This window comes from Rhodococcus sp. NPDC058532 (assembly GCF_042719255.1).
In the GTDB taxonomy this organism is placed as follows: Bacteria; Actinomycetota; Actinomycetes; order Mycobacteriales; family Mycobacteriaceae; genus Rhodococcus_G.
This window is the reverse complement of record NZ_JBHXNU010000005.1, coordinates 136,821-163,758: the sequence shown is the minus strand read 5'-3', so window position 1 is coordinate 163,758 and position 26,938 is coordinate 136,821. Positions and strand designations below refer to the sequence as shown.

The window sequence follows — 26,938 nt, the reverse complement described above, 5'->3', positions numbered from 1 at the left end:
TCCTCGGGTGCCACCACTGTATCGCGTACCTTCCGTGTCGTCACGGCGCGTGGTGCGTCGCCAGATACTCGTCGAGCACGGGCCCGACGACGGCGAGGACCTCCGGTTCGATCATCTGGTTGTGCTCGCAGTCCACCTCGACCTCCCGGATGCCGCCGGTGACGGCGCCGCGCCACTCCTGCGGCGAGTGGTCCCCGGTCGCGGACCGGCTCGCGCGGAAGAACAGCAGGTCGCCGTCGAACACGTCGGGCCGGAACGCCCGCATCAGGCGCGTCGAGTCGGTGAATCCGGCGTTGATCCGCTGCAGGTGCTCCGCGGTCAGGCCGGTGTCCTGGCCGAACGATTCGTCGAGCAGCTCGACCGCCCGCTCGTAGGTCAGGTCGTCGTCGCCCGCGGGCAGGTCCTCGATGCCGAGGCCGTGCAGCAGTTCCCCGACGGTGAGGGTGTCGGGGGTGTCGTCGTCGGCCTCGACGTAGCTGTCCATGATCGCCAGCGTCGCCACCTCCTCGCCGCGCGAGCGGAGTTCGACCGCGACCGCGTGCGCGATCACCCCGCCGAGGGACCAGCCGAGCAGGTGGTACGGCCCGTGCGGCTGCACCGCCTGCAGCTCCCGCACGTAGCGGGCCGCGAGGTCGGTGACCGAGGTGATGTGCGGGCCGCCGCTGAGGACGGGCAGCTGCAACCCGTACGCGGGGCGGTCCGCGGACAGGTGCCGCATCAGCCCGGAGTAGCCCCAGGACAGCCCGATCCCGGGATGGATGCAGAACAGCGGCGCCTTGCTGCCCTGGGTGCGCAGCGGAATCAGCACGCTGAGGGCCCGGTCGACGGGAGCGGAACCGCCGGGTTCGTCGACGGCGAGCGCGATCCCGCGCGGCGTCGGGTCCAGGAAGACCGCCTGCAGCGGCAACCGCACACCGAGCCGGGACTGGATCTCCGCGACCAGGCGGGTCGCGACGATCGAGTTGCCACCGAGGTCGAAGAAGCTGTCCACCGCCCCCACCCGCTCGACCTCAAGAACCTCCTCGAAGATCCGGACGACGGCGCGTTCGGTTGCGGTGGCGGGCGGCTGGTACAGGTCGGTGCGGGAGCCGAACTCCGGCGCGGGCAGCGCGCGACGGTCCAGCTTGCCGACCGGGGTCATCGGGACCCGGTCCAGGACGGTGACGGCGGCGGGCACCATGTGCGCGGGCAGCCGCGCCGCGGTGTAGGCGCGCAGCTCCCCCGGGTCCGGGCGCAGGCCGTCGACGCCGACGACGTACGCGGCGAGCATCGTCGCGCCGGACGGTCCGGTGTAGCCGAGGGTGGCGGCGAAGCCGACCGCCGGATGCCCGGACAGGACGGTGTCGATCTCGCCGAGCTCGATCCGGAACCCGCGCACCTTCACCTGGAAGTCGCTGCGGCCCAGATACTCCACCACGTACCTCGTCGCCCCGTCGGCCCCGGCCGTGCCGTCGGTCGCCGGGCGGTCGGGCACGGCCCGCCACCGGACGACGTCGCCGGTGCGGTACATCCCGGTGCCGGGTTCGCCGAACGGGTTGGCGACGAACCGGCCCGCGGTCAGCCCGGGGCGATGGTGGTAGCCGCGGGCCAGGCCCGGCCCGGCGATGTACAGCTCGCCGGGCACCCCCACCGGGACCGGGTGCAGCCGGGTGTCGAGGATCATCTCCTCGAACCCGATCGCGGGGCGGCCGATGTCGACGGCCCGGTCGGCGCTCATCGGTTCGCTGACGCTGGCCTGAATGGTGGTCTCGGTGGGGCCGTAGCCGTTGAACATGTGCCGGTTCCGGGCCCACTTGGCGACCAGTTCGGGCGGGCAGGCCTCGCCGGCGACGGCGAGCACGGCGAGGTCGTCGAGCCCGTCGTCGTCCATCGACGCCAGCGCGGTCGGGGTGATGAACGCGTGCGTGACCCGTTCGCGGCGCAGCAGGTCCGCCAGCTCGGTGCCGCCGAACACGGTGGGCGGCACGATCACCACGTGCGCGCCAGCACCGAACGCCATCATCAACTCGAACACGGAGGCGTCGAAGCTGGGCGAGGCGAGGTGCGAGACCCGGGAGTCCGGTGTCACCCGGAACCGGTCGTGTTCCTCGGCCGTCAGGTTGGCGATGCCGCGGTGGGTGACGATGACACCCTTGGGCAGGCCGGTGGACCCGGACGTGTAGATCAGGTACGCCGGGTGCGCCAGGTGCAGCGGGGCGACGCGGTCGGCGTCGGTGACCGGGTCCGCGGAGAGGGCGCCCAGCTCCCGGCGCAGCGCGTCGTCGTGGACCAGCCACGACACCGTGTCGGGGAGCCCGTCGCGGTGGTCGGGGACGGTCAGGCCGAGGACCGCGGCGGAGTCCCGCAGCATGTACTCGATCCGGTCCGTCGGGTACGTCGGGTCCACCGGGACGAAGCCAGCACCGGCCTTCGCGACCGCCCAGATCGCGAGCACCTCCTCCAGCGACCGGGACAGCCCGAGCGCGACGAAGGTCTCCGGCCCGACGCCGCGGGCGATCAGGGCCCGGGCGAGACGGTTGGACCGCTCGTCGAGTTCCCGGTAGCTGACCCGGCGGTCCCGGAACGTCAACGCAACGGCGTCGGGGTCGACGGCGGCCGCGTCGGCGAGCAGGTCCGGCCACAGCCGGGGGGTGCCGCCGGTCCGCCCGTGCGCGGGCGCGTACTCGGCCAGTTCGACGGCGCCGAGCAGGCCGACGTCGCCGACCGGGCAGGCCGGGTCGGCGGTGACCGCGCGCAGGATCCGCAGGAACCGGTCCGCGAGCGCGCGTACCGTCGCCGGGTCGAACAGGTCGGTGGCGTAGTCGAACGCCGCGGTCATGCCGTCCGGGGTGCCGTCGTCGTCGAACCGTTCGGCGAGGATCAGCTCCAGGTCCTCCTTCGCGACCCGGGTGGACAGGTCCATCGCCTCCGCGGTCAGCCCGGGCAGCTCCAGGTGCGGGGTCTCGGCGTTCTGGAACTCGAGGGACACCTGGAACAGCGGCGAATAGGACGTGGACCGGGGTGGGTTCAGCTTCTCCACCAGCAGCTCGAAGGGCAGGTCCGCGTTGGCGAACGCGTCGAGGTCGAAGTCCTTGACGCGGGCGAGGAAGTCGGTGAACGACTCCGCAGCGTCGATCCGGGAGCGCAGCACGAGGGTGCCGACGAACATGCCGATCATCTCGTCGAGCGCGGCGTCGCCGCGGCCCGCGATCGGGGTCCCGATCGCGATGTCGTCGGTGTCGCCGAGCCGGGCCAGCATCAGCGCGTAGGCGGCGTGCACGGCCATGAACACGGTCGCGCCCTCGCCGCGGGCCAGGTCGGTGACCGCGCGGTGCAGGTCGGCGGGCACCGCGAACTCGACCCGGTCCCCGCGCATCGTCTGCTGCAGCGGCCGCGGCCGGTCCGTGGGCAACGCGATCACGTCCGGCAGGCCGTCGAGCGCGTCCCGCCAGAACCGCCACTGCCGGGCGAGCAGCGACTGCTCGTCGTCCTCGGAGCCGAGGACGCGATGCTGCCAGAGCGTGTAGTCGGCGTACTGCGCGGGCAGCGGCGCCCACGCCGGGGCCCGGCCCGCGCTGCGGGCGACGTACGCGGACATCACGTCCCGGGCCAGGGTGGCGAGCGAGACGCCGTCGGCGCTGATGTGGTGCACCACCACGACCAGGGCGTGGTCGTGCGGGGCGAGGGTGTACAGCGCGGCGCGGACCGGGACCGCGGCACCGACGTCGAAGCCCCTGGCCGCGAATTCGGTGATCCGCGACGGGAGGTCGCCCGGTGTCGAGTGCTCCAGGCTGAACTCGGTCAGCGCCGCATCGGTCCCGACGATGCGTTGCGTCGGCCTGCCGTCGACGACCGGAAACAGGGTGCGCAGCGACTCGTGCCGGTCCAGCACGTCGGTGACCGCCGCGCGCAGCGCCGCGACGTCGAGGGTGCCGGTCAACCGGACGGCGAGCGGAATGTTGTACGCCGGTGAGGTGGTGTCGAACTGGTTGAGGAACCACATCCGCTGCTGCGCGAGGGAGATCGGGATGTGGTCGGGGCGGGGGCCCGCGGTCAGCGCGGGCCGGGCGCGGTCGCGGTCGCCCGCCTCGATATGGGCGGCGAGGGCCCGGACGGTGGGCGCCTCGAACAGGGCCCGGACCCCGACCGTGGCGCCGACGGCGCTCGCGAGGCGGGCGGTGACCCGCGTCGCGATCAGGGAGTTGCCGCCGACCTCGAAGAAGTCGTCGTCGATGCCGACCCGGTCCACGCCGAGGACGTCGGCAAACACGTCCGCGATGGACCGCTCAAGGGGGGTGGTCGGGGCGACGTACCCGCCGGTGGTGGTCGTGAATTCCGGCCGGGGCAGCGCCGCCCGGTCCAGCTTGCCGACCGGGGTCAGCGGGATCTCGTCGAGGACGGTGATCGCGGCGGGCACCAGGTGCGCGGGCAGGCGGTGCGCGAGTCCGGCGGTCAGGTCGGCGGGGTCGAGGCGGTGCCCGGTCGCGGGCATCACGTAGCTGGCGAGGGCGGTGTCCCCGGACGGGCCGGGCACCGCGACGGTTACCGCGAACCCGACGCCCGGGTGCGCCATGATCGCGGCGTCGATTTCGCCGAGTTCGATCCGGAAGCCGCGGATCTTCACCTGGAAGTCGCTGCGGCCCAGGTATTCGAGGGTGTAGTCGCCGGTGCCGACGCTGCGCGTCCAGCGGACGATGTCGCCGGTGCGGTACATCCGCTCGCCGGGGGCGTACGGGTTGGCGACGAACCGTCCCGCGGTGAACCCGGGCCGGTCGTGGTAGCCGCGGGCCAGCCCGAGTCCGCAGATGTACAGCTCGCCCGGCGCGCCCACCGGCACCGGTTGCAGGTGCGCGCCGAGCACCAGTTCCTGCACGCCGCGGATCGGGCCGCCGAGGGTGATCGGCCGATCCGGGGACATCGGGTCGCTGATGTTCGACATCACCGTCGTCTCGGTGGGGCCGTACGCGTTGTGCAGCAACCGCTCCGGTGCCCAGCGGGTGACCAGGTCCGGCGGGCAGGCCTCGCCGCCGAACACCACGTGCGTGAACTCGCCGAGCCCGTCGGGGTCGACGGTGGCCAGGGCGGCGGTGGTGACGAACGCGTGGGTGATCCGTTCCGCCTTGATCAGCTGCGCGAGCTCGGTGCCGCCGTAGACGGTCGGCGGGGCGAGGACCATCGTCGCGCCCGCCCCGAACGCCTGCAGGTACTCGAACACGGAGCCGTCGAAGCTCGGCGTCGAGAAGTGCAGGGTCCTCGATCCCGGCGCCGCGGCGAACCGGTCGAGCTGGTCGCGGGCGAAGTTGTCGAGGCCAGTGTGGGTGACCACGACACCCTTCGGGGTGCCGGTCGAGCCGGACGTGTACACCAGGTAGGCGGCGTTCGCGAGGGCGATCGGGGCGCGCCGGTCGGCGTCGGTGACCGGGGCGTCGGACTCGGCGGCGCACCGGTCCGCGACCGCGTCGGAGTCGAGGTACAGCCACGGCACCGACTCGGGCAGGGTGCCGCGGTGCGCGGTCAGCGCGAGGCCGACGGTGGCACCGGAGTCGGTGAGCATGTGGGTGATCCGCTCCGGCGGATAGTTCGGGTCCACCGGCACGAACGCGGCGCCGGTCTTCGCGACCGCCCACATGCACAGCACCGACGACGGGGACCGCGCGATGCCGACCGCGACGAACGACTCCGGTCCGGCGCCGAGCCCGATCAGGACCCGCGCCAACCGGTTCGACTCGAGGTCGAGGTCGCGGTAGGTGGTGGTGTGCCCCTCGTAGCTCAGGGCGGCGGCGTCCGGGTCGAGGGCCGCCGCGTCGGCGAGGATCTGCGGCAGGGTGCGCACCGAGCGGCCGGTCGGCCCGGACACCGGCAGCAGTTCGGCGAGCTCGACCGCGTCGAGGGCGTGGGCCTGCGCGACGCCGGTGTCGGGGTGCAGCGCGAACAGTCGCAGCACCCGGTGCACCCGGTCCGCGATCACCGCGACCTCGCCGCGGCCGAACGCGTCGGAGTACTCGAATTTCAGGTTCAGGCTGTCGGTTTCGGAGGCGACCAGCGCCAGCGGGTAGTGCGCGGAGTCGCGGCCGTCGACGCCGGCCACCCGCATCCCGGCGATGTCGGTGTCCTCGCTCAACCCGGCCCGGTCGACGGGATACGACTCGAAGACGGTGAGGGTGTCGAACACCGACCCGGGGCCCGCGGCCTGCGCGATGGCGGGCAGCCCGAGCAGGTGGTGGTCGAGCAGGCCGGCCTGCTCGGCCTGGAGGGTCTCGAGCAGCTCGGCGAGGGTGTCGCCGGGGCGCAGGGTCACCCGCACCGGGATGGTGGTGATGAACAGGCCCACCATCTCCTCGATGCCGGGGATCTGCGGCGGCCGCCCGGAGACGGTGGCACCGAACACGACGTCGTCGCGGCCGGTCAGCGCGCCGAGCACGACGCCCCACGCGGCCTGCACGACGGTGTTGACGGTGACGCCGCAGGCGCGGGCCGTTTCGTGCAGCGCCGCGGTGTCCTCGGCGGGCAGCCGCAGGGAGTACTCGCGGGACCCGGCGGGGGCGGGCTGCCCCGGCGCGGTCGGCGCGAGCAGCGTCGGATCCCCCAGGTCGCCGAGATAGTCGCGCCACACCTGCTCGGACCCGGACCGGTCGCGGCGGGCGAGCCAGTGCAGGTAGTCCCGGTAGTGCCGCACCCGCGGCAGCACCGACGCGTCGCCGTCGGTGGCGTACAGGGTGAGCAGGTCCCGCAGGATCAGTGGGGTGGACCAGCCGTCGAGCAGGATGTGGTGATTGGTCAGGACCAGCCGGTACTCCCCCGGCGCGATGGTCACCAGCAGCATCCGCAGCAGCGGCGGCGCGGTCATGTCGAAGCCGGTGGTGCGGTCGGTGTCGAGGATCCGGACGAATTCGGCCTCGGCGACGCCGCGGCGCATCGTGGACAGGTCGACGACCCGCCACGGCAGCGCGGCCCGCGCGGGTACCACCTGGACGGCGGTGCCGTCCGGTTCCACCTCGAACGCGGCCCGCAGGTTCGGGTGCCGCTGCAGCAGCGCCTCGCCAGCGCGGCGCAGCCGGTCGGCGTCGACGGTGCCCCGCAGGTCCAGGGTCAGCTGCACGACGTAGGGGTCGACGGTGTGCTCGGTGAGCCGGGCCTGGAACAGCAGCCCGGCCTGCAGCGGCCCGAGCGACCAGATCTCCGTCAGCTGCGGGTAGCGGCGCTCGAGCCGGTCGATGGTGGGCTGGTCCAGGTCGACGAGTGGCACGTCGGACGGGGTGAGGCCGCCGGAGGCGGGGTCGGTGGCGTGCCGGGCGACGGCGGTCAGCGCCTGCACCCACAGGTCGGCGAGCAGGGTGACCTCCTCCGCCGACAGCACCCCGGACGGGAAGTCCCAGGTGGCGCGCAGGCGGGGGCCGTCGGGGCCGGCGAGGGTGACGGCGTTGACGTCGAGGACGTTCGCGACGGGCAGGGCGGGGTTCGGGGCGTCGTCCAGGTCGACGTCGGAGACCGGCATCCAGCCGTCGTCGGTGTCGGTGCTCGCGCCGCCGCCGAGCCTGCCCAGGTAGTTGAAGCCGACCTGCGGGGTCCGGGCGTCGGCCAGCGGCGAGTCGCCGGCCGCCGGGTACCGCAGCATCCCGAAGCCGATGCCATGCCCGGGGACGGCGAGCAGCTGTTCCTTGACGGCCTTGATCGCGGCGCCCGCGGCGGGGCCCGCGTCGAATGCCTCGTCCAGGTCGATGCCGGTGAGGTCGAGGCGGACCGGGAACATGGTGGTGAACCAGCCGACGGTCCTGGCCAGGTCCGCGCTGCCCGCCGACCCGGCGCCGACGGCGTCCTCCTCGCGGCCGTGGCCCTCGAGGGTGATCAGTGCGTCGGCGTGGAACTGGCCGCGGTCCGCGCGCCAGCGGGTCAACGCCAACGCGAGCCCGGTCAGCAGGCCGTCGTTGATGCTGCCGTGGAACGATTCCGGGACCGCGGTCAGCAGCGCCTCGGTGACGTCCGGCGGCACCTGCACCCGGACCCGCCGGGTGGTGGCGGCCACGTCGACGGCCGGGTCGATGGCGCGGGCACCGAGCAGCGGGTCCGGTCCGGCGAGCACCGACGCCCAGTGGTCGAGTTCGGCGCTGTGGTCGGTGCCGGCGAGGGCGTGCGCCCAGGTCCGCATCGACGTGCCGGTCGGGGCCAGGTCCGGTTCCGTCCCGGCGGCGAGCTGCGACCACGCGATCGCCAGGTCCGGGACCAGCACCCGCCACGACACACCGTCCACGGCCAGGTGGTGCACGACGAGCAGCAGCCGCCCGGCGCCGGTCGGCGGGTCGAACCACACCGCCCGCAGCACGATGCCGCGTTCCGGGTCCAGCCGCCCGGCGGCGTCGCGCAGCGCCAGCGCCGCGCCCGATTCGAAGCCGGGGCCGGTGACGGCGTCGACGGGCACCCGGGTCACCAGCGTGGCGGGGTCGACGGTCGCCGGCTCCGGCACCACGACGGTGCCGGTCGCCCGGTCGAGCCGGGCCCGCAGCATGTCGTGCCGGTCGAGCACCGCGCCGAGGACCCGCTCGAGCCGCTCCCCGGTCGCGTCCGGGGGCAGCGTCAGCAGCGCCGTCTGGGTGTACCGACCCAGATCGGCGGTGCCGCTGGCCCGGTCGAGGAACCACCGGGTGATCGGGGTCGCCGGGAACGCGCCGATCCCGCCGCCGGGCAGCTCCGCGAGCACCGCGCCGTCGTCCGCGGACGCGAGCTCCGCGACCTCCGCGAGCGCCGCCACCGTCCGGTGCTCGAACACCTGGCGCGGCGTCAACGTCAGCCCGGCGTCCTTCGCCCGGGCGACCAGCTGGATCGACATGATGCTGTCGCCGCCGAGCGCGAAGAACGAGTCGTCGACCCCGACATCCCCGGTCCCGAGGACCTCCGCGAACAGGTCGGCGAGGGTCGCCTCGGTGCCGCTGGCCGGGGCCCGGCCCGCGCCAGCGAGGGCGCCGAAGTCCGGTTCCGGCAGGGCCTTGCGGTCCAGCTTCCCGTTCGCGGTCAGCGGCAGCCGGTCCAGCGCGACGAACGCGGCGGGCACCATGTGCGACGCGAGTTCGGCGGCGAGGTGCTCGCGCAGCACGGCGCGGTCCAGGGTGGTGCCCGGCTCGGGAACCGCGTAGCCGACGAGCCGGGTCCGGCCCGCGCCGTCGTCGTGGACCGAGGCGACCGCGGCGGCGACGCCGGGGACGCGGAGCATCTCGGCCTCGATCTCCCCCAGCTCGATCCGGAAGCCACGGATCTTCACCTGCATGTCGCTGCGGCCCAGGTATTCGAGTTCGCCGCCGCGGCTCCAGCGCGCCAGGTCGCCGGTCCGGTACATCCGGGTGCCCGGCGTCCCGGCCGGGTCGGCGACGAACCGTCCCGCGGTCAGGTCCGGGCGGCCGAGATACCCGCGGGTGAGCTGATCGCCCGCGACGTACATCTCCCCGACGACGCCCGGCGGCACCGGGCGCAGCCGCCGGTCCAGGATGGTCACCCGCAGGCCGGGAATCGCGCGTCCGACGACGCTCGCCGAGGACGCCGCGGCGAGCGCCGGGGTCAGCGGCAGCCGGGTCACGTGCACGGTGGTCTCGGTGATCCCGTACATGTTCACCAGTTCCGGCTGTGCCGCTCCGTGCCGGGCGTACCAGCGGCGCAGCTGCGCGAAGTCGAGGGCCTCCCCGCCGAAGATCACGTACCGCAGGCCCGACAGCAGGTCGGCACCGCCGTCCGCCCCCGTGTCGGCGCCGCCGACGGTCCGGTCCGCCTCCGCGAGTTGGTAGAACGCGGTCGGGGTCTGGTTCAGGACCGTGACCCGTTCCCGCTCGAGCAGGTCGAGGAACCGTTCCGGGGAGCGGGCGGTGTCGTGGTCGACGACGACGAGCCTGCCGCCGTGCAGCAGCGGACCCCACAGTTCCCACACCGAGAAGTCGAAGGCGAAGGAGTGGAACATCGTCCACACGTCCGTCGGCCCGAAACCGAAGCTGTCGCGGGTGTTCTCGAACAGGGTGAGCACGGTGGCGTGCGGAACGAGGACACCCTTGGGGCGGCCGGTGGACCCGGAGGTGTAGATGACGTAGGCGATGGACTCCGGGGCCAGGGGTGCGCGGCGGTCGGCGTCGGTGACCGGGTCCGCGGACGCGGCGGCCACCCGGGCCGCCACCGCGGGGTCGTCGAGCAGCAGGGTCGGGACGTCGCCCGTGGGCAGCCGGTCCAGGTCGGTGGACGCCGTCAGGGTGCACACCGGCGCGGCGTCGGCGAGCATGAATGCCAGCCGGTCCGGCGGGTAGCTGACGTCCAGCGGCAGGTATCCGGCGCCGGACTCGATCACCGCGAGCAGCGCGACGACCAGGTCGATGCCGCGGGGCAGCGCGACCGCGACCAGGGTGTCCGGGCGGGCGCCCGCCGTGACCAGCACCCGGGCCAGCCGGTTCGCCCGTTCCCGCAGCTCCCGGTAGGTGAGGGTGTCAGAGCCTGCGGTGACGGCCGCCGCGTCCGGGTCGGCCTGCGCGGCGGCGGTGAACGCGTCGGCGAGGGTGGTCCGGGGCGTCGGCCTGCCCGGCAGGTTCCAGTCGGCGGCCATCGCGTCCCGCTCGGCGGCGGTGCGCAGGTCGATCTTGGACACGGCCCGGTCCGGGTGGGCGCGCAGCGCCGTCACCAGCCGCCCGAAGCGGTCGACGATCGACGCCGCGGTCGCCTCGTCGAAGACGTCGCTCGCGTAGGTGAGGGCGCCGGTGATGCCCGCCGGGGCGCCGTCCTCGGTGAACGTCTCGGCGAGGGTCAGCTGCAGGTCGAACTTGGCGACCGGCAGGTCGGGCTGGATCGGGGTGACGGTCAGCCCGGGCAGCGTCAGCGTCGGCAGCTCGTTGTTCTGGAACTCGAGGAGCACCTGGAACAGCGGCGTGTGGCTGGTGGAGCGGTCCGGTGCGAGCGCGTCGACGAGCACCTCGAACGGCAGATCGGTGTGCTCGAACGCGGCGACGTCGCGGGCCCGCATCTCCCCGATCAGTTCCCGGAAGGTGCGCTCGGCGGGGACCGGGCTGCGGAGCACCAGGGTGCCGACGAACATGCCGACCATCTCGTCGAGCGCCGCGTCGCCGCGGCCCGCGACGGGAGTGCCGATCGCGAGGTCGTCGGCGCCGGTGAGCTTCGCCAGCAGCACCGCAAGCGCCGCGTGCATCGTCATGAACATCGTCGCGCCGCCGGTGCGGGCCAGCTCGGCCAGCGTGCGGTGGGTGTCGGCGTCGAGGCGCAGCGGGACCCGGCCGCCGCGCAGGGTCCGCTGCGCGGGCCGCTGCCGGTCCGTCGGCAGCGCGAGCACCTCCGGCAGCCCGGCGAGTTCGGTGGTCCAGAAGTCGAGTTGGGCGGCGTGCCGCGACTGCGGGTCGGCGGGGTCGCCGAGCAGCCGCCGCTGCCACAGCGCGACGTCCGCGAACTGCACGGCGAGCGGCTGCCCGCCGGGAGCCGTTCCCGCGGCGCGGGCGCCGTACGCGGCCATCACGTCCCTGGCCAGCGGGGTCATCGAGAAGCCGTCCGCGCAGATGTGGTGCACGACGATCGCGAGGACGTGCTCGGTGGATACGTCCTCGAGCGGGGTGGGCGCGACCGCGAACAGGGCCACCCGGACGGGGACGGCCGCGGTCACGTCGAAGCCGTCGCCGACGAAGTCGGCGAGCCGCGCGGCGAGGTCCTCCTCGGTGACCGGCCGCACCGGCAGCTCGGCGGGGGCGTCGTCGACGCCGAGCACCACCTGTTCGGGCTCGCGGTCCGCCCCGAGCGGGTACACGGTGCGCAGGGTCTCGTGCCGGGCCCGCACGTCGCGCAGCGCTGCCGCGAGCGCATCGACGTCCAGGTCGCCGGACAGGCGGACGGCGAGCGGAATGTTGTATGCCGGTGAGCCGGTGTCGAACTGGTTGAGGAACCACATCCGCTGCTGCGCGGCGGACAGCGGCACTCGCTCCGGCCGGGGCCCGGCGACGAGTGCGGGGCGGTCGGCGCCGCCGGTGCTGTGCGCGATCAGGTGCGCGACCTCCCGCACCGTTCGCGCCTCGAACAGGGCCCGCACTCCGACCGGGCTGTCGAGGGTCGCGGCGAGCCGGGCCGCGACCCGGGTCGCGATCAGGGAGTTGCCGCCGAGGTCGAAGAAGTCGTCGTCGGCGCCGACCCGGTCGACGCCGAGCACGTCGGCGAAGACATCGGCGACGGTCTGTTCGATCGGGCTGGACGGCGGAACATACTGTGCGGCAGCAAAATCTGGTGCGGGGAGCGCGGAGCGGTCCAGCTTCCCGACCGGGGTGAGCGGGATCGCGTCGAGGAACGTGACGGTCTCGGGAACCATGTGCGCGGGCAGCCGGTCGCGGACGAACTCGCGCAGGGCCGCCACCGACGGCCGGGTGCCGTGCGTCGTGACGTACGCGACGAGATGGGTGGCCTCCCCCACCTGGTGGGCGAGGGTGACCGCGAAGTCGACGTCCGGGTGCGCGGCGACGGCGGAGTCGATCTCACCGAGCTCGATCCGGAAGCCGCGGATCTTCACCTGGAAGTCGGTGCGGCCCAGATACTCCAGCTGGTAGATGAGGTCCCCCGCCGTCGATGTCACCCCGACCACGTCGCCCGCCTCGGCGGGATCGGCGGGGATCCAACGCACCAGGTCCCCGGTCCGGTACATCCGCTCCCCCGGACCGCCGAACGGGTTCGCGACGAAGCGGCCCGCGGTGAACCCGAGCCGATGGTGGTAGCCGCGGGCCAGGCCGGGACCGCACAGGTACAGCTCGCCGGGCACCCCCGGCGGCACCGGCTGCAGCCGGGTCCCGAGCACCACCTCGGACACCCCGAGCAGCGGTCCGCCGATGCCGACCGGTCGGCCGGGCTGCAGCGGGCCGCTGATGTCGGCCATGACCGTCGCCTCGGTCGGCCCGTAGCCGTTGAAGAACCGTCGGGTCGGTGACGCCTCGACCCAGCGGGTCACCAGTTCCGGCGGGCAGGCCTCGCCGCCGACCACGACACCGGTGAACTCGTCGAGGCCCGCCGGGTCGACCGTCTCCAGCCCGGCGGTCGTCACGAACGAATGGGTGACGTGCTCGCTCGCGAGCAGGTCGGCGAGTTCCGCGCCGCCGTACACGGTGGGCGGGGCGATCACCATCGTCGCGCCGGGACCGAACGCGAGCAGGTAGTCCAGGACCGAGCCGTCGAAGCTCGGCGACGCGAAGTGCAGGGTGCGCCCGTGCTGGTGGGTGCGCAGCCGGTGCTGCAGTTCGCGGGTGAAGTTGTCCAGGCCGCGGTGCGGCACCACCACCCCCTTCGGGGTGCCCGTGGACCCGGAGGTGTAGATGACGTACGCGGTGTCGTCGAGGCGCAGCGGCGCCCGGCGGTCCGCGTCGGTGACCGGGGCGGCGGACACCGAGCCGAGCAGCTCGGCCGCGTCCGGGCCGTCGTTGACCAGCCAGATCACCCGGTCCGGCAGCCGGTCCACGGTGGCGGTGTCGGTGATGCCGAGGACCGCGCCGGAATCGGTGAGCATGTGGGTGACGCGGTCGGGCGGATAGTTCGGGTCCACCGGGACGAAGGCGGCACCGGACTTGGCGATCGCCCAGATCGCGGTCACCGACTCCACCGACCGGGCCAGGCCCATCGCGACGGCCGTCCCCGGGCCCGCGCCCCGCGCGATCAGCAGCCGCGCCAGCCGGTTCGATGTCGCGTCGAGGTCCCGGTAGCTGACCGAGCGGCCGCCGCCGGCGCCGGGATCGCGCAACGCGATCGCGTCGGGGTCGATCGCGGCCGCGTCGGTGAGGATCCGCGGCAGGGTGCGGTGGGGGGTCGCGGGCAGACCCCTGGCCGGGACCAGGTCGGCGTTCTCGTCGGCGGTGAGCAGCCGCAGCCGCGCCAGCGGCAGGTCGGGGGTGGCGACCAGGGTGGTGAGGATGCGTTCGACGCGGCGGCCGAGTCGTTCGACGTGTGCATGATCGAACAGTTCCGGGAAGTACTCCACCTTCAGGGTCAGCGCGTCGTCGTCGGACGCGATCAGCGCGAGCGGGTAGTGCGCGGTGTTCGCGGTGTCGTGGATGCCGGTCACGTGCATCCCGGCGATGTCGGTCGCGGCGGTCAACGCGTCCCGGTCGACGGGGTACGACTCGAAGACGGTGAGGGTGTCGAAGACGGCGCCGGGACCGGCCGCGGTCTGAATGTCGGACAGGCCGACATGATGGTGGTCGAGCAGATCGGCCTGCTCGGCCTGCAGCCGGGTGAGCAGTTCGAGCAGCGTCTCGCGTGGGTCGAGGGTCACCCGCACCGGCAGCGTGTTGATGAACAGGCCGACCATCGTCTCGATGCCCCGCACCTGCGGGGGCCGGCCCGCCACCGTGCCGCCGAAGACGACATCGTCGCGGCCGGTCAGTTCGCCGACCAGGATTCCCCATGCGGCGCGGATCATCGTCGACACGGTGGTGCCGCGGTCGCGGGCCAGGGTGCGCAGCGCGGACGCGGTGTCGGCGCCGAGGTCGATGCGCACCTCGTCGGCGGTCGGTCCGGTGGGGCGGCCCCGCCCGAGCAGGGTCGGTTCGGTGACCCCGGCCAGCGCCTCCCGCCAGGCGCGCACGGACTCCTCCCGCGGGCGGCGGGCCAGCCACCCGAGGTAGTCGCGGTAGGACGGGACCCGGGGCAGCTGCCGGTCGTCGCCGTCGGTGACGTACAGGGTCAGCAGGTCCCGCAGCACCAGCGGCATCGACCAGCCGTCGAGCAGGATGTGGTGGTTGGTGAGCACGATCCGCTGCTCGTCCGGTCCGAGCCGGATCAGCATCAGGCGCAGCAGCGGCGCGGTGTCCATGTCGAAGCCGCGGGCCCGGTCCTCGGTCATCAGCCGGTCCAGCGCCCTGGCCTGCTCGGTGGGCGGATGCCCGGTCAGGTCGATCTCCGTCCACGGCAGGTCGACGTGCCGGTGCACGATCTGCACCGCGCGGCCGGTGTCGTCGGCGACGAACGCGACCCGCAGGTTCGGGTGCCGGTCCAGCAGCGCCTGCCCGGCGCGACGCACCCGCGCCGGGTCCGCGCCGCGCACCTCGAGGGTCAGCTGCACCGTGTACGAGTCGACGGCGCGCTCGCCGGCCGCGTCCTCGCCGTCCCTGGCGCTCGCGGCGTGGAACAGCAGCCCGGATTGCAGCGGCGACAGCGACCACACGTCCTGCAGGTCCGGGGTGCGTCGTTCGAGCCGGTCGATGGCGGGCTGGTCGAGTTCGACCAGGTCCAGGTCGGTGGGGGTGAGGCCGCCCGCGTCCGGCCCGGCGACGTGGTCGGCGAGCGCGGCCAACGCGGCCGTCCACAGGTCCGCGATCTCCCGGACGTCGGCATCGTCGAGGACCCCCGACGGGTACGCCCAGGTAGCCCGCAGCACCGGGCGGTCGTCGACGAGGGTGGTGACGGCGTTGACGTCCAGCGCCGCGGCGACCGGGCGGTCGTGGTCCTGCGCCCGCTGCATGTCGACGTCCGCGGTCGGGGTCCACATCGCGTCCGCGCCGTCGTCGGTGAGGTCGGTCGCGAACCGGCCGAGATAGTTGAAGCTGACCTGCGGGGCGCGGTGCCCACGCAGCTCCGCCCCGGCCTCCCGGTCCAGGTAGCGCAGCAGCCCGTAGCCGACCCCGTTGTCGGGGACGGCGAGCACCTGCTCCTTGACGGCCTTGAGTGCGGCGCCCGCCGCGGCCGCCCCGGCGAACGCGGCGTCGAGGTCGAGGTCGGGCAGCCGCAGCCGCAGCGGGTGGATGGTGGTGAACCAGCCGACGGTCCGGGACAGGTCGGCGCCGCCGACCACCTGGTCCTCCCTGCCGTGCCCCTCCAACCCGATCAGGGTGTCGGCGTCCACGTCCCTGCCGTGCCGCCGGTGCCAGCGGGTCAGCGCCATCGCCAGTGCGGTGAGCAGTCCGTCGGTGACACTGCCCCGATAGGTGTCCGGGATCGCGGTCAGCACCGCCTCGCTGACAGCCGGGGGCACCTCGACGGTCACCCGCGCGACCGTCGACTCGACATCGACGTCGGGGTCGAGGGGCCGCGACCCGAGCAGCGGGTCGGGCCCGTCGTGCATGCCGCGCCACAACGCCAACTCGTCGCGGCGGCCGGTCGCCGCGTCGACGAGGGCGTGCGCCCACCGGCGCATCGACGTGCCGACCGGGGCCAGCGCCGGCTCCTGCCCCGCCGTCACGTGCGCCCACGCGACCGCGAGGTCCGGGACCAGGACCCGCCACGACACGCCGTCGACGACGAGGTGGTGCACGACCACCAGCAGCCGGTCCTCCCCGGTCGCCGAGTCCAGCCACACCACCTGCAGCATCACCCCGCCCGCCGGGTCGAGGCGGTCCTGCGCGGCGTCGAGGACGGCGAGGACCGTCGCCGCGTACTCGTCGGTCCCCGGTGCCGCCTGCACCGCGACGCGCCGCACGCAGGTCGCGGCGTCGACGGCGCCGACCGGCCGCACCTCGAGCACCGGGTCGCCGTCGGCGGCCCCGTCCACGATCCGCAGCCGCGCCCGCAGCATGTCGTGCCGGTCCACGACCGCCTGGACCGTGGCGATCAGCGGTTCCAGGGAGGTCAGGCCCGCCGGGGCGCGCAGCAGGGTCGGCTGCGACATCCGCTCGAAGCCGCCGCCGCGTTCGAGCAGCCACCGCACGATCGGGGTCGGCGGCATGTCCCCGACCCCGCCGCCGGGCAGTTCCTCGAGCGCGGGCGCCGGGACGTCGCCGGTCTCCGCGGCCGCGGCGAGGGCGGCGACGGTCTTGTGCTCGAACACGTCCCGCGGGGACAGATAGACGCCCGACTCCTTGGCGCGGGCGACGAGCTGGATGGACATGATGCTGTCGCCGCCGAGCGCGAAGAAGGAGTCGTCGACCCCGACCTCGTCGGCCCCGAGGACCTCGGCGAACAGCCCGGCGAGCACCGTCTCGACCGGCCCGTCCGGGGCGCGGTGCGTCGCGGCGCGGGCGGTGAAGTCGGGTGCGGGCAGCGCCCGGCGGTCGAGCTTGCCGACCGGGGTGACGGGCAGGTCGACGAGCACCATCAGCGCGGCGGGCACCATGTACGGCGCCAGCAGTGTCTCGGCGAACGCCAGCACCTCCCCCGCGTCGACGGTGGCGTCGGCCCGGGGCACCACGTAGCCGACGAGGCGGGTGCGGCCCGTGTCGTCGACGTGCGGGGTGACCACGGCCCGCGCCACCGACTCGTGCCGCATCAGCGCGGACTCGATCTCGCCGAGCTCGATCCGGAACCCGCGGACCTTCACCTGGAAGTCGCTGCGGCCCAGGTATTCCAGTTCACCGGACCGGTTCCACCGGACCAGGTCCCCGGTCCGGTACATCCGCTGTCCCGGATCGAACGGGTCGGGGAGGAACCGTTCGGCGGTGGTGCCGGGCCGGTTCCGGTAGCCGCGGGCCACGGCGGGCCCGGTGACGTACAGCTCGCCGGTCACCCCGGCGGGCACCGGGTGCAGCCGGTCGTCGAGGACGGTGACCGCGCCGCCGGTCGGGGGGCGGCCGATCGTCACCGGCCGGTCCGGGTGCATCGGGCCGGTCACCGACGCGACGACGGTCGCCTCGGTCGGGCCGTACGCGTTGAACATCGACCGGCCGGGCACTCCGTGCGGTACGGCCCACTGCCGGACCAGCTCCGGCGGGCAGTTGTCGCCGCCGGTGACGACGCACTGAAGGTCCGGCAGCGCGTCCGCGTCCACCGACCCGAGGGCGGCGGGGGTGACGAACGCGTGGGTGACGCGGCGGCGGCGCAGCAGATCGGTGAGTTCGGCGCCGCCGACGACCTGCGGCGGCGCGACGACCATCGTCGCCGCGGCACCGACCGCGAGGAACAGTTCCAGGATCGACGCGTCGAAGCTCGGGGACGAGAAGTGCAGGGTGCGGGAGTCGGGGGTGACGGCGTACCGGACGCGTTCGTCGGCGCCGAAGTCCGCCAGCCCCCGGTGGGTGACCATCACCCCCTTCGGGACGCCGGTGGATCCCGAGGTGTAGATCAGGTAGGCGGTGTGGTCGAGGCGCAGCGCGGCGGTGCGGTCGGCGTCGGTGACCGCGGCCGCGGGCCGGGCGGCGACGTCCGCGGCGGTGGCCGCGTCGTCGAGGGCGACGGCGGTCACCCCGTCGGGCACGATGCCGCGGTGGGCGTCGAGGGTGACGGTGATCGCGGCACCGGAGTCCTCGAGCATGTGCAGGATCCGGTCGTGCGGGTAGTGCGGGTCGACGGGGACGAACGCGGCCCCGGTCTTCGCGACCGCCCACACCGCGAGCACGGACCGCAGCGAGCGGGGCACCGCGACCGCCACCACCGCTTCCGGGCCCGCGCCGAGACCGATCAGCAGCCGCGCCAGCCGGTTCGATTCGGCGTCCAGGTCGCGGTAGCTGCGGGTGGTGTCGTCGGTGTCGATCACCGCGGCCCCGTCCGGGTTGGCAGCCGCCGCGGCGGCGAGGAGTTCCGGCAGGGTGCGGGCCCGCACCCCGGCGGGTCCCCGGACCGGGGCGAGCGCGGTGACGGTGTCGGGGTCGAGGACCGTGACGTCGCCGACCGGCGCGTCGGGGTCGGCGGTGACACCGTCGAGGATGCGCAGCAGCCTGCGCGCCATCTCGTCGATGGTGTCGGGGTCGAACAGGTCGGTGGCGTAGGTGAATCCGGCGTCGATGCCCGCGGGTGCGCCGTCCGAGTCGAACTGTTCGGTGCAGGTCAGTTGCAGGTCGAAGTTGGCGATCGTGACGGCCTGCTCGACCGTGCTGACCGTCAGCCCGGGCAGTTCGAGGTGCGGCCGCTCGTTGTTGCGGAACTCGAACATCACCTGGAACAGCGGCGAGTGCGCGGTGCTGCGGCCGGGGGCGAGCGCGTCGACGAGACGCTCGAACGGCAGGTCCGACTGGTGGAATGCCTCGAGATCGCGGTCCCGCACCGACGCGAGCAGGTCGGTGAACGAGCGGTCCCCCGGCACCGCGCTGCGCAGCACCAGGGTGCCGACGAACATGCCGACCATGTCGTCGAGTTCGGGTTCGCCGCGGCCGGCGATCGGGGTGCCGACGACGATGTCGGAGGTCCCCGTGGACCGGGCGAGCAGCACCGCGAGGACGGCGTGCATCGCCATGAACACGGTGGTGCCGCGGTCCCTGGCGATCGCGACGAGCCGTCGGTGCAGGTCGGCGTCGATCCGGAACGGAGCTTCGGCGCCGTGCAGGGACTGCGTCGCGGGCCGCGGCCGGTCGGTGGGCAGCGGAAGCAGATCGGGCAGGCCGTCGAGGGTGGCGGTCCAGTACTTCAGTTGCCGCGCCATCAGCGACTGCGGGTCGTCCTGGTCGCCGAGCACCCGCCGCTGCCAGGACGCGTAGTCGGCGTACTGCACCGGCAGCGGCGCCCACTGCGGGACCAGTCCCGCCGTGCGCGCGCCGTACGCGCCCATCACGTCCCGCGCCAGCGGCGCCATCGAGAAGCCGTCCGCGCAGATGTGGTGGACGACGATCACCAGCACGTGCCGGTCGGCGCCGGTGCGGAGCAGTCGGGCGCGCAGCGGCGGCGCGGCGGTGACGTCGAAGCCGACCCCGGTGAGGTCGGCGATCCGACCCTCGAGGTCGGTCTCGGCGACCGGTTCGGGTGTCAGATCCGGGGTGACGGTGTCGGTGGGGCGCACCTGCTGCACCGGCGTCCCGTCGACGAGCGGGAACCGGGTGCGCAGCGACTCGTGCCGTTCCAGCACGTCCGCGACCGCGGCCGTCAGCGCTGGCACGTCCAGGTCGCCGTCGAGGCGGATCGCCATCGCGATGTTGTAGGCGGGTGATGCGGTGTCGAACTGGTTGACGAACCACATCCGCTTCTGCGCCAACGCCACCGGGGCCGGGTCGGGGCGGGCGGTCCCCGATTCCGGCCGCAGCGGCGGGCGGTCCACCGCGGCCGCGGTCGCGGACGCGACCCGCAGCGCCAGCGTCGCCACCGTCGGCGCGTCGAACACCTCCCGCACCCCGATCCGGGCACCGAGCGCGCCGTTCACGCGGGCGACCAGACGCGCCGCGATCAGCGAGTTGCCGCCGAGGTCGAAGAAGTTGTCGTGCACCCCCACCCGGGTGGCGCCCAGCAGGTCGGCGATGGTGGCGCAGAGGATCTCCTCGACCGGGTTGCGGGGCGCGACGAACTCCGCCGACGCCAGCACAAACTCGGGTTCGGGCAGCGCCCGGCGGTCCAGCTTCCCGGAATGCCCGAGCGGGAACTCGTCGAGGACGAGGATCTGCGCGGGCACCATGTACGCGGCCAGCTCGGCGGCCGCCGCCGCCCGCACCGCCGCCGGGTCCACGTCGACGCCCGGCTCCGCGACGACGTACCCGATCAGGGAGTCGCCGGTGATGTCGTCGTGGTGGGTGACGGCCACCGCCTGCGCGACGCCGGGCGCCGCGAGGAGGGCGGCCTCGACCTCGCCGAGTTCGATGCGCTGCCCGCGCAGCTTGACCTGGAAGTCGGTGCGGCCCAGGTAGTCGAGGACGCCCGCGCTGGGGTGCCCCGGGGCGCGGCTGGGGCGTTCGAGCCAGCGCACCACGTCGCCGGTGCGGTACATCCGCTCGCCCGCGCCGCCGAACGGGTCGGCGACGAACCGGTCCGAGGTCAGGTCCGGGCGGCCGACGTAGCCGCGGGCGATCTGCACGCCCGCCAGGTACAGCTCGCCTCGCACCCCCACCGGGACCGGGTGCAGCCGCGAATCGAGCACGTACAGGCGGGTGTTCCACACCGGCGCCCCGATCGGGATGTCGGTGGTGTCGGCGGCGGACACCTCCCATGCGGTGACGTCGACCGCCGCCTCCGTCGGCCCGTACAGGTTGTGCAGGGCGGCGCCGCAGAACCGGCGGAACACCTCGGCCGTCGCGGGCGGCAGCGCCTCGCCGCTGGTGAACACCCGCAGCAGCCCCGCACATTCCTCGGGTCGGGCGGCGGACAGGAACGTCGCCAGCATCGACGGCACGAAGTGCACGGTGGTGACGTGCTCGGCGGCGATGACCCGGGACAGGTAGTCGGGGTCGCGGTGCCCGTCGGGGGCGGCGATCACCAGCCGGGCACCGGTCATCAGCGGCCAGAACAACTCCCACACCGACACGTCGAAGGTGACCGGCGTCTTCTGCAGGACCACATCGGACCCGTCGAGCGGGTAGCCGTCCTGCATCCACCGCAGCCGGTTGACGATCGCCCGGTGCGTGATGGTGACCCCCTTCGGGGTGCCGGTGGACCCGGACGTGTAGATGACGTAGGCGGCCGAGTCCGGGTGCGGCACCGGGAAGTCGGCGGCGGCGGTGTCGGGTGCGGTGAGGGTGTCGAGGTCGAGCACGTCCACGGTGTCGGGCAGAACGCCGCGGTGCTCGCCTGCGGTCAACACGCACACCGGTGCCGCGCTGTCGAGGACATGCCGGGTGCGGGCGGGCGGATGATCCGGGTCGAGCGGCACGTAGGCGGCGCCGGCCCGGATCACCGCGTGGATCGCCAGGAGCAGGTCGTCGGAACGGCGCAACGCCACCGCGACCCGGGACTCCGGCCCCACCCCGCGGGTGCGCAGCACGCTGGCGAGCGCATCGACCCGGTCCGCGAACGCGGCGTACGTCCAGGACCGGTCCCCGAAGACCACCGCGACCGCGTCGGGGGTCCGGTCTACCTGCTGCCGGAGCAGTTCGGGGAGGGTGCGGGCGCCGTCGACGGCGACGGCGGTGTCGTTCCAGTCCTGCACGACCCGACGCCGCTCGTCCGCGCCGACGGTCCGCAGGTCCCCGACCAGGGCCTCCGGGTCCGCGGCCACCTCCTCGAGGACGCGAACGAACCGGTCGGCCATCGACGACATCGTGGTGTGATCGAAAAGGTCACGGGCGTAGGCGAACTGGGTGTCGAGGGGGCCCGGTTCCCCATCGCTGCCGGTGTGCTCGGTGGCGATCACCTGCAGGTCGAACTTCGCGGTGCCGGTGTCCACATCGGTGACGTCGGCGTCGACGCCGGGCAGTTCGAGGTGCGCCTCGACCGCGCCCTGCAGCACCAGCATCACCTGGAACAGCGGCGAGTGCGCCGTGGTCCGGGTCGGGTGCATCGCGTCGACGAGGATCTCGAACGGTAGGTCGGTCCGCCCCATCGCGGCCAGGTCGCCGGCGCGGACCCGGTCCAGCAGCGCGGTGAACGGTTCGGCGGGGTCGACCTGTGCCCGCAGCACCAGGGTGCCGACGAACATGCCGACCAGGTCGTCGAGGCCCGCCTCCCCCCGCCCCGACACCGGCGATCCGATCGAGATGTCGGATTCTCCGCTGGACCGGGACAGCAGCACCGCCAGCGCCGCGTGCAGCACCATGAACAGGCTAGTGCCGTGCCGGTGCGCGAGAGCGTGCAGCCGCCGGTGCAATACCGGATCGACGGTGACGTCGACGGTGCCGCCGCGCATCGACGCCTGCGCGGGCCGCGGCCGGTCGGCGGGCAGGGACAACACCTCCGGGGCGCCGTCGAGGGCGTCGGTCCAGTACCGCAGCTGCCGGGACATCAGGCTGTCCGGGTCGTCGACGGACCCGAGCAGGGCCCGCTGCCACAGCGCGTAGTCCGCGTACTGCACCGGCAGCGGCGCCCAGTCCGGCGCCGCGCCGGCAACCCGGGCGGCGTACGCGGCGAGCACATCCCGGGACAGCGGCCCCATTGACAGGCCGTCGGCGGCGATGTGGTGCACCACCAGCACCAGCACGTGCGTGGTCGGGTCGATGCGCAGCAGCGTCGCGCGCAGCGGGGTGGCGGCGGTGACGTCGAACCCGGCGGTTGCCAACGCCCGCACCCGCGGGCGCAGCCGGTCGACCGGCACGTCCACCGGCGTCAGGTCGGGGGTCGACTCGGCAGCGGACCGGACCTGCTGCACCGGCCCGGTCGGGGTGTTCGGGAAGACGGTCCGCAGCGTCGCGTGCCGCTGCACCACGTCCCCGAGCGCGGCGGTCAGGGCGGCCACGTCCAGGTCGCCGGTCAGGCGCACCGCGATCGGGATATTGTACACCGCCGACGTCGTGTCGAGCTGGTTGACCACCCACATCCGCTGCTGCGCCATCGAGACCGGCACCGGCCCGACGTGCTCCCGCGGCACCAGTTCCGGACGGGACGCGCCGCCCGCCTCCCCGGCGCGCCGCGCGAGCAACGCGACGGTCGGCGCCTCGAACAGGTCCAGCACCCCCAGCGAACTGCCGAGAGCGGCGTTGGTCCGCGCGATCACCCTGGTGGCGATCAGGGAGTCGCCGCCGAGGTCGAAGAAGCTGTCGTCGACGCCGACCCGGGCGGCGGTGAGGACGTCGGTGAACACGGCCGCGATGCGGCGCTCGGTGTCCGTCGACGGCTCCCGGTACTCGGTGCCGGTCGCGTCGAAGCGGGGCTCCGGCAGCGCCCGTCGATCCACCTTGCCCGCCGGGGTCAGCGGCACCCGGTCGAGGACGACGATCGCCGCGGGCACCATGTGCGCGGGCAGGGCGTCCGCGGCGCGCGCCAGCAGGGCCGCGGTGTCGACCGCCGCGCCGTCGGCGGGAAGGACGTACCCGACGAGTGCCGTGTCCCCGGACGGCCGGGCGTGCCCGGCGGTGACCGCGAACGCGACGGCCGGGTCGCCGCGCAGGACCGAGTCGATCTCGCCGAGCTCGATCCGGAATCCGCGGATCTTGATCTGGAAGTCGCTGCGGCCCAGGTACTCGAGTTCCCCGAACCGGTTCCACCGCACCAGGTCCCCGGTCCGGTACATCCTGCTGCCCGGCCGGAACGGGTCGGCGACGAACCGTTCGGCGGTGGTGCCGGGCCGGTTCCGGTAGCCGCGGGCCAGGCTCGGGCCCGTCACGTACAGTTCGCCGGTCACCCCGACCGGCACCGGGTGCAGCCGCTCGTCGAGCACCATCGAGCCGCTACCGAGGGAGGGGCCGCCGATGGTGACCGGGCGGTCGGGGTCGAGCGGGGAGCTGATCCCCGCCACCACCGTCGACTCCGTCGGTCCGTACGCGTTGAACAGCACCCGGCCGGGCACTCCTCGCGGACTCGGGGTATGTGGGACAGCCCACTGCCGGACCAGTTCCGGCGGGCACACGTCGCCGCCGGTGATCACGCAGCGCAGGGCGTCGAGCCCGGTCGGGTCGACGGACGCCAGCGCGGCCGGGGTGATGAACGCGTGCGTGACCCGGTTGCGGCGCAGCAGCTCGGCGAGCTCGGCGCCGCCGTAGATGGCGGGCGGCGCGATCACCATCGTCGCGCCGGCGCCGACGGCGAGCAGCAGCTCCAGGATCGACGCGTCGAAGCTTGGGGACGAGAAGTGCAGGGTGCGGGAGTCGGGGGTGATCGTGAACCGCTCCCGGACGTCCTCGGCGAGGTTCGCCAGACCCCGGTGGGTGACCACCACGCCCTTCGGGACGCCCGTCGAGCCGGACGTGTAGATCAGGTAGGCGGCGTCGTCGAGGCGGGTCCCGTGCCGCGGTCCCGCCGCGCCGCCGTCGGGTGCGGGGCTGTCGGGTGCGGCGGCGGCGAGCCGGTCGAGGTCGTCGACGTCGAGCCAGTCGACCAGGTCGGGGACCTGCCGCCGGTGGTCCCGCGTGGTCAGTCCGAGGGCGGCGCCGGAGTCGGTGAGCATGTGCTCGATCCGGTCCGCCGGATAGTTCGGGTCCACCGGAACGAATGCGGCCCCGGTCTTCGCGACCGCCCACACCGCGGTCACCGAGTCAACGGATCGGGCGATCGACAGCGCGACGACGGAACCCGGGCCCATCCCGCGGGCGGCGAGCAGCGCGGCGAGGGAGTCGGACCGGGAGTCGAGTTCCCGGTAGTCGAGGGTGCGGTCGCCGTCGACGACGGCGACCCGGTCGGGTCCGGCGGCGACGGCGTCCGCCAGGATCCCGGCCAGGGTGCGGTCCGGGGCTGGCGCACCACCCCACACCGGGGTCAGGGCCCCGGCCTCGGTCGCGGACATCAGCGGCAGGTCGCCGCACGGCCGGTCGGGTTCGGCGACGGCGCGGGTCAGGACCCGGTCCAGGCGGGCGACGAGCGCGGCAACGACCTCGGGAACGGCCACGTCGTTGGCGTGGTGCACGACCAGCGACGGGGGCAGGTCCGGCGCGGTCGGCTCGCGGAACTGCAGCACCAGGTCGGCGTCGTCGGGCGCGGGCTCGGATTCGGGCGCGGTGATCGCGACCGGGAGGGTGGGGAGGTCGAGGTCGGCGGCGATCCGGGTGCCTGCCGTGCCGCCGTGGTCGGCGGCGCGGCGATACCGGTCGGCGACGGCGCTGACGAGGTCGGCGAACGGGGCGGCCCCATCGAGGACGGTGCGGATCGGGAGGCCACCGCCGCCCGCCGCGGCGACGTTGGTGGTGATCGCAACATCGTCGGTGCCGGTGAGGCGTCCGACGAGGACCGCAACGGCGGCGTGGCATACCGCGGCGTCGGGAACGCCCAGCGCCGCGGCGACACGGCGCACCCCGGCGACGGTGTCGGGATCGAGATCGAACTCGGTGGTGGTGTAGCCGGGTTGCCGCAGGCCGGGGTCGACGCCGGGCAGGGTGGGCGCGGTGGGCAGCCCGGCCAGCTCGGTGCGCCAGAAGTCGACGTCGGCGGCCGCCCGCATCGCCTCGGCGCCGACGGCCGCCGACTCGGGGTGGATCGTCGTGATCGGGGTGTCCCGGCCCGCGGCGAGGAACTCCTCGGTGAGGGCGACGAAGCTCTGGTGATGGTCGTGCAGTTCGTCCGATCCGTACCGGTTCGGGTTGCCGCGGAAGTCCACCAGCGTCCGGGCGGGCGATCCGCTCTGGTAGATGTTCACCAGCAGGTCCTGCACCGGGCCGGAGGTGACGATGTGGTACTCCCCGACCACCGACCCGAGGGTGATCTCCTGCCGGAACAGCATCACGTTGACCATCGGTCCGGACAGGCCCTGGCGGGCGCCGGTGAGTCCGGCGTCGCGGCGGATGTCCTCGATCGAGCATCGCTGGTGCCGCAGCGCGCCCATCAGTTCCAGCTGCACCCGCTGCACCAGGGTCCCGACGGTGTCGTCGTCGGCGACGGTGATGTTCAGCGGTGCGACGTTGACCAGCATGCCGCCGGAGCGTTGCAGCGGTGCGGTGGTCCGCGCCGACACCGGAAGGTTGACCAGCACGTCGCGGCGCCCGGTCATCCGGGACAGGTAGCACGCGAACGCGGCGATCAGCACCGCGGCCGAGGTGCCGCCGTATCGGTCGTCGGACGCGCCGAGGCGGTGCAGGCCCTCGAGTGAGAGGGCGGCACTTTCGAGGCGGCTGCGCGCGGACACCGGACCCTCCCGCCCGGCGAGGGTGGATCCGTTCTCGATGCCGCGCACGTGCTCCGCCCAGTACTCGCGGTCGGAGGCGAATCTGCCCGATTCCCGGTACTTGACGTCCAGGTCGTACACCTGACGCAGGTCCAGCGCCCGGCTCGGCTCCGGTTCGACGCCCTTCGCGGCCGCGGTGTACAGCGCGGCGATCCGGTTGACCATCGTCATGCCGCTGTAGCCGTCGAGCGCGACGTGGTGAATCCTGGTGTACCACAGGTAGTCGCGGTCGCCGACCTGGAGAATCGTCATCTCCACCAGGCGGTCCCTGGTGATCCGGATCGGCGTCACGTAGTCGGTGTCGATCCAGGCGTGCGCCGCGGCCATCGGGTCCCGTTCGCCGCGGAAGTCGAAGAACCCGATCTGGGTGTCGATCGACGGGTCCACGATCTGCCGCGGCTCGCCGTCGATCTCGACCAACGTCAGGAACGGCGATTGGAACTCGTGCGCCGCGGTGAGCGCGGCCTCCCGCAGCAGCGGTATGTCGATGTCCCCGTGCAGTTCCACGTACTGCGCGATGAATGTCGGCACGGTGGGGTTGAGCTGCTGGGAGAACCACATCGTCCGCTGGACCGCGGACAGTGGGAAGGCACCGGACGCGCCCGACACGGCGGAGTCTGCGTCGCGGCCGGGATCAACAGAGGAAGAATCCTTCAT

The 26,938-nt window shown here is 73.8% G+C and carries 1 protein-coding gene; it reads right to left on the bottom strand.

The window, feature by feature from the left end:
• Window positions 1-40: 40 nt before the first annotated feature.
• A complete protein-coding gene (locus tag ACFWQG_RS08560; protein ID WP_378507165.1) occupies window positions 41-26,938 on the bottom strand; it encodes a non-ribosomal peptide synthase/polyketide synthase in 26,898 nt (8,965 codons plus the stop codon).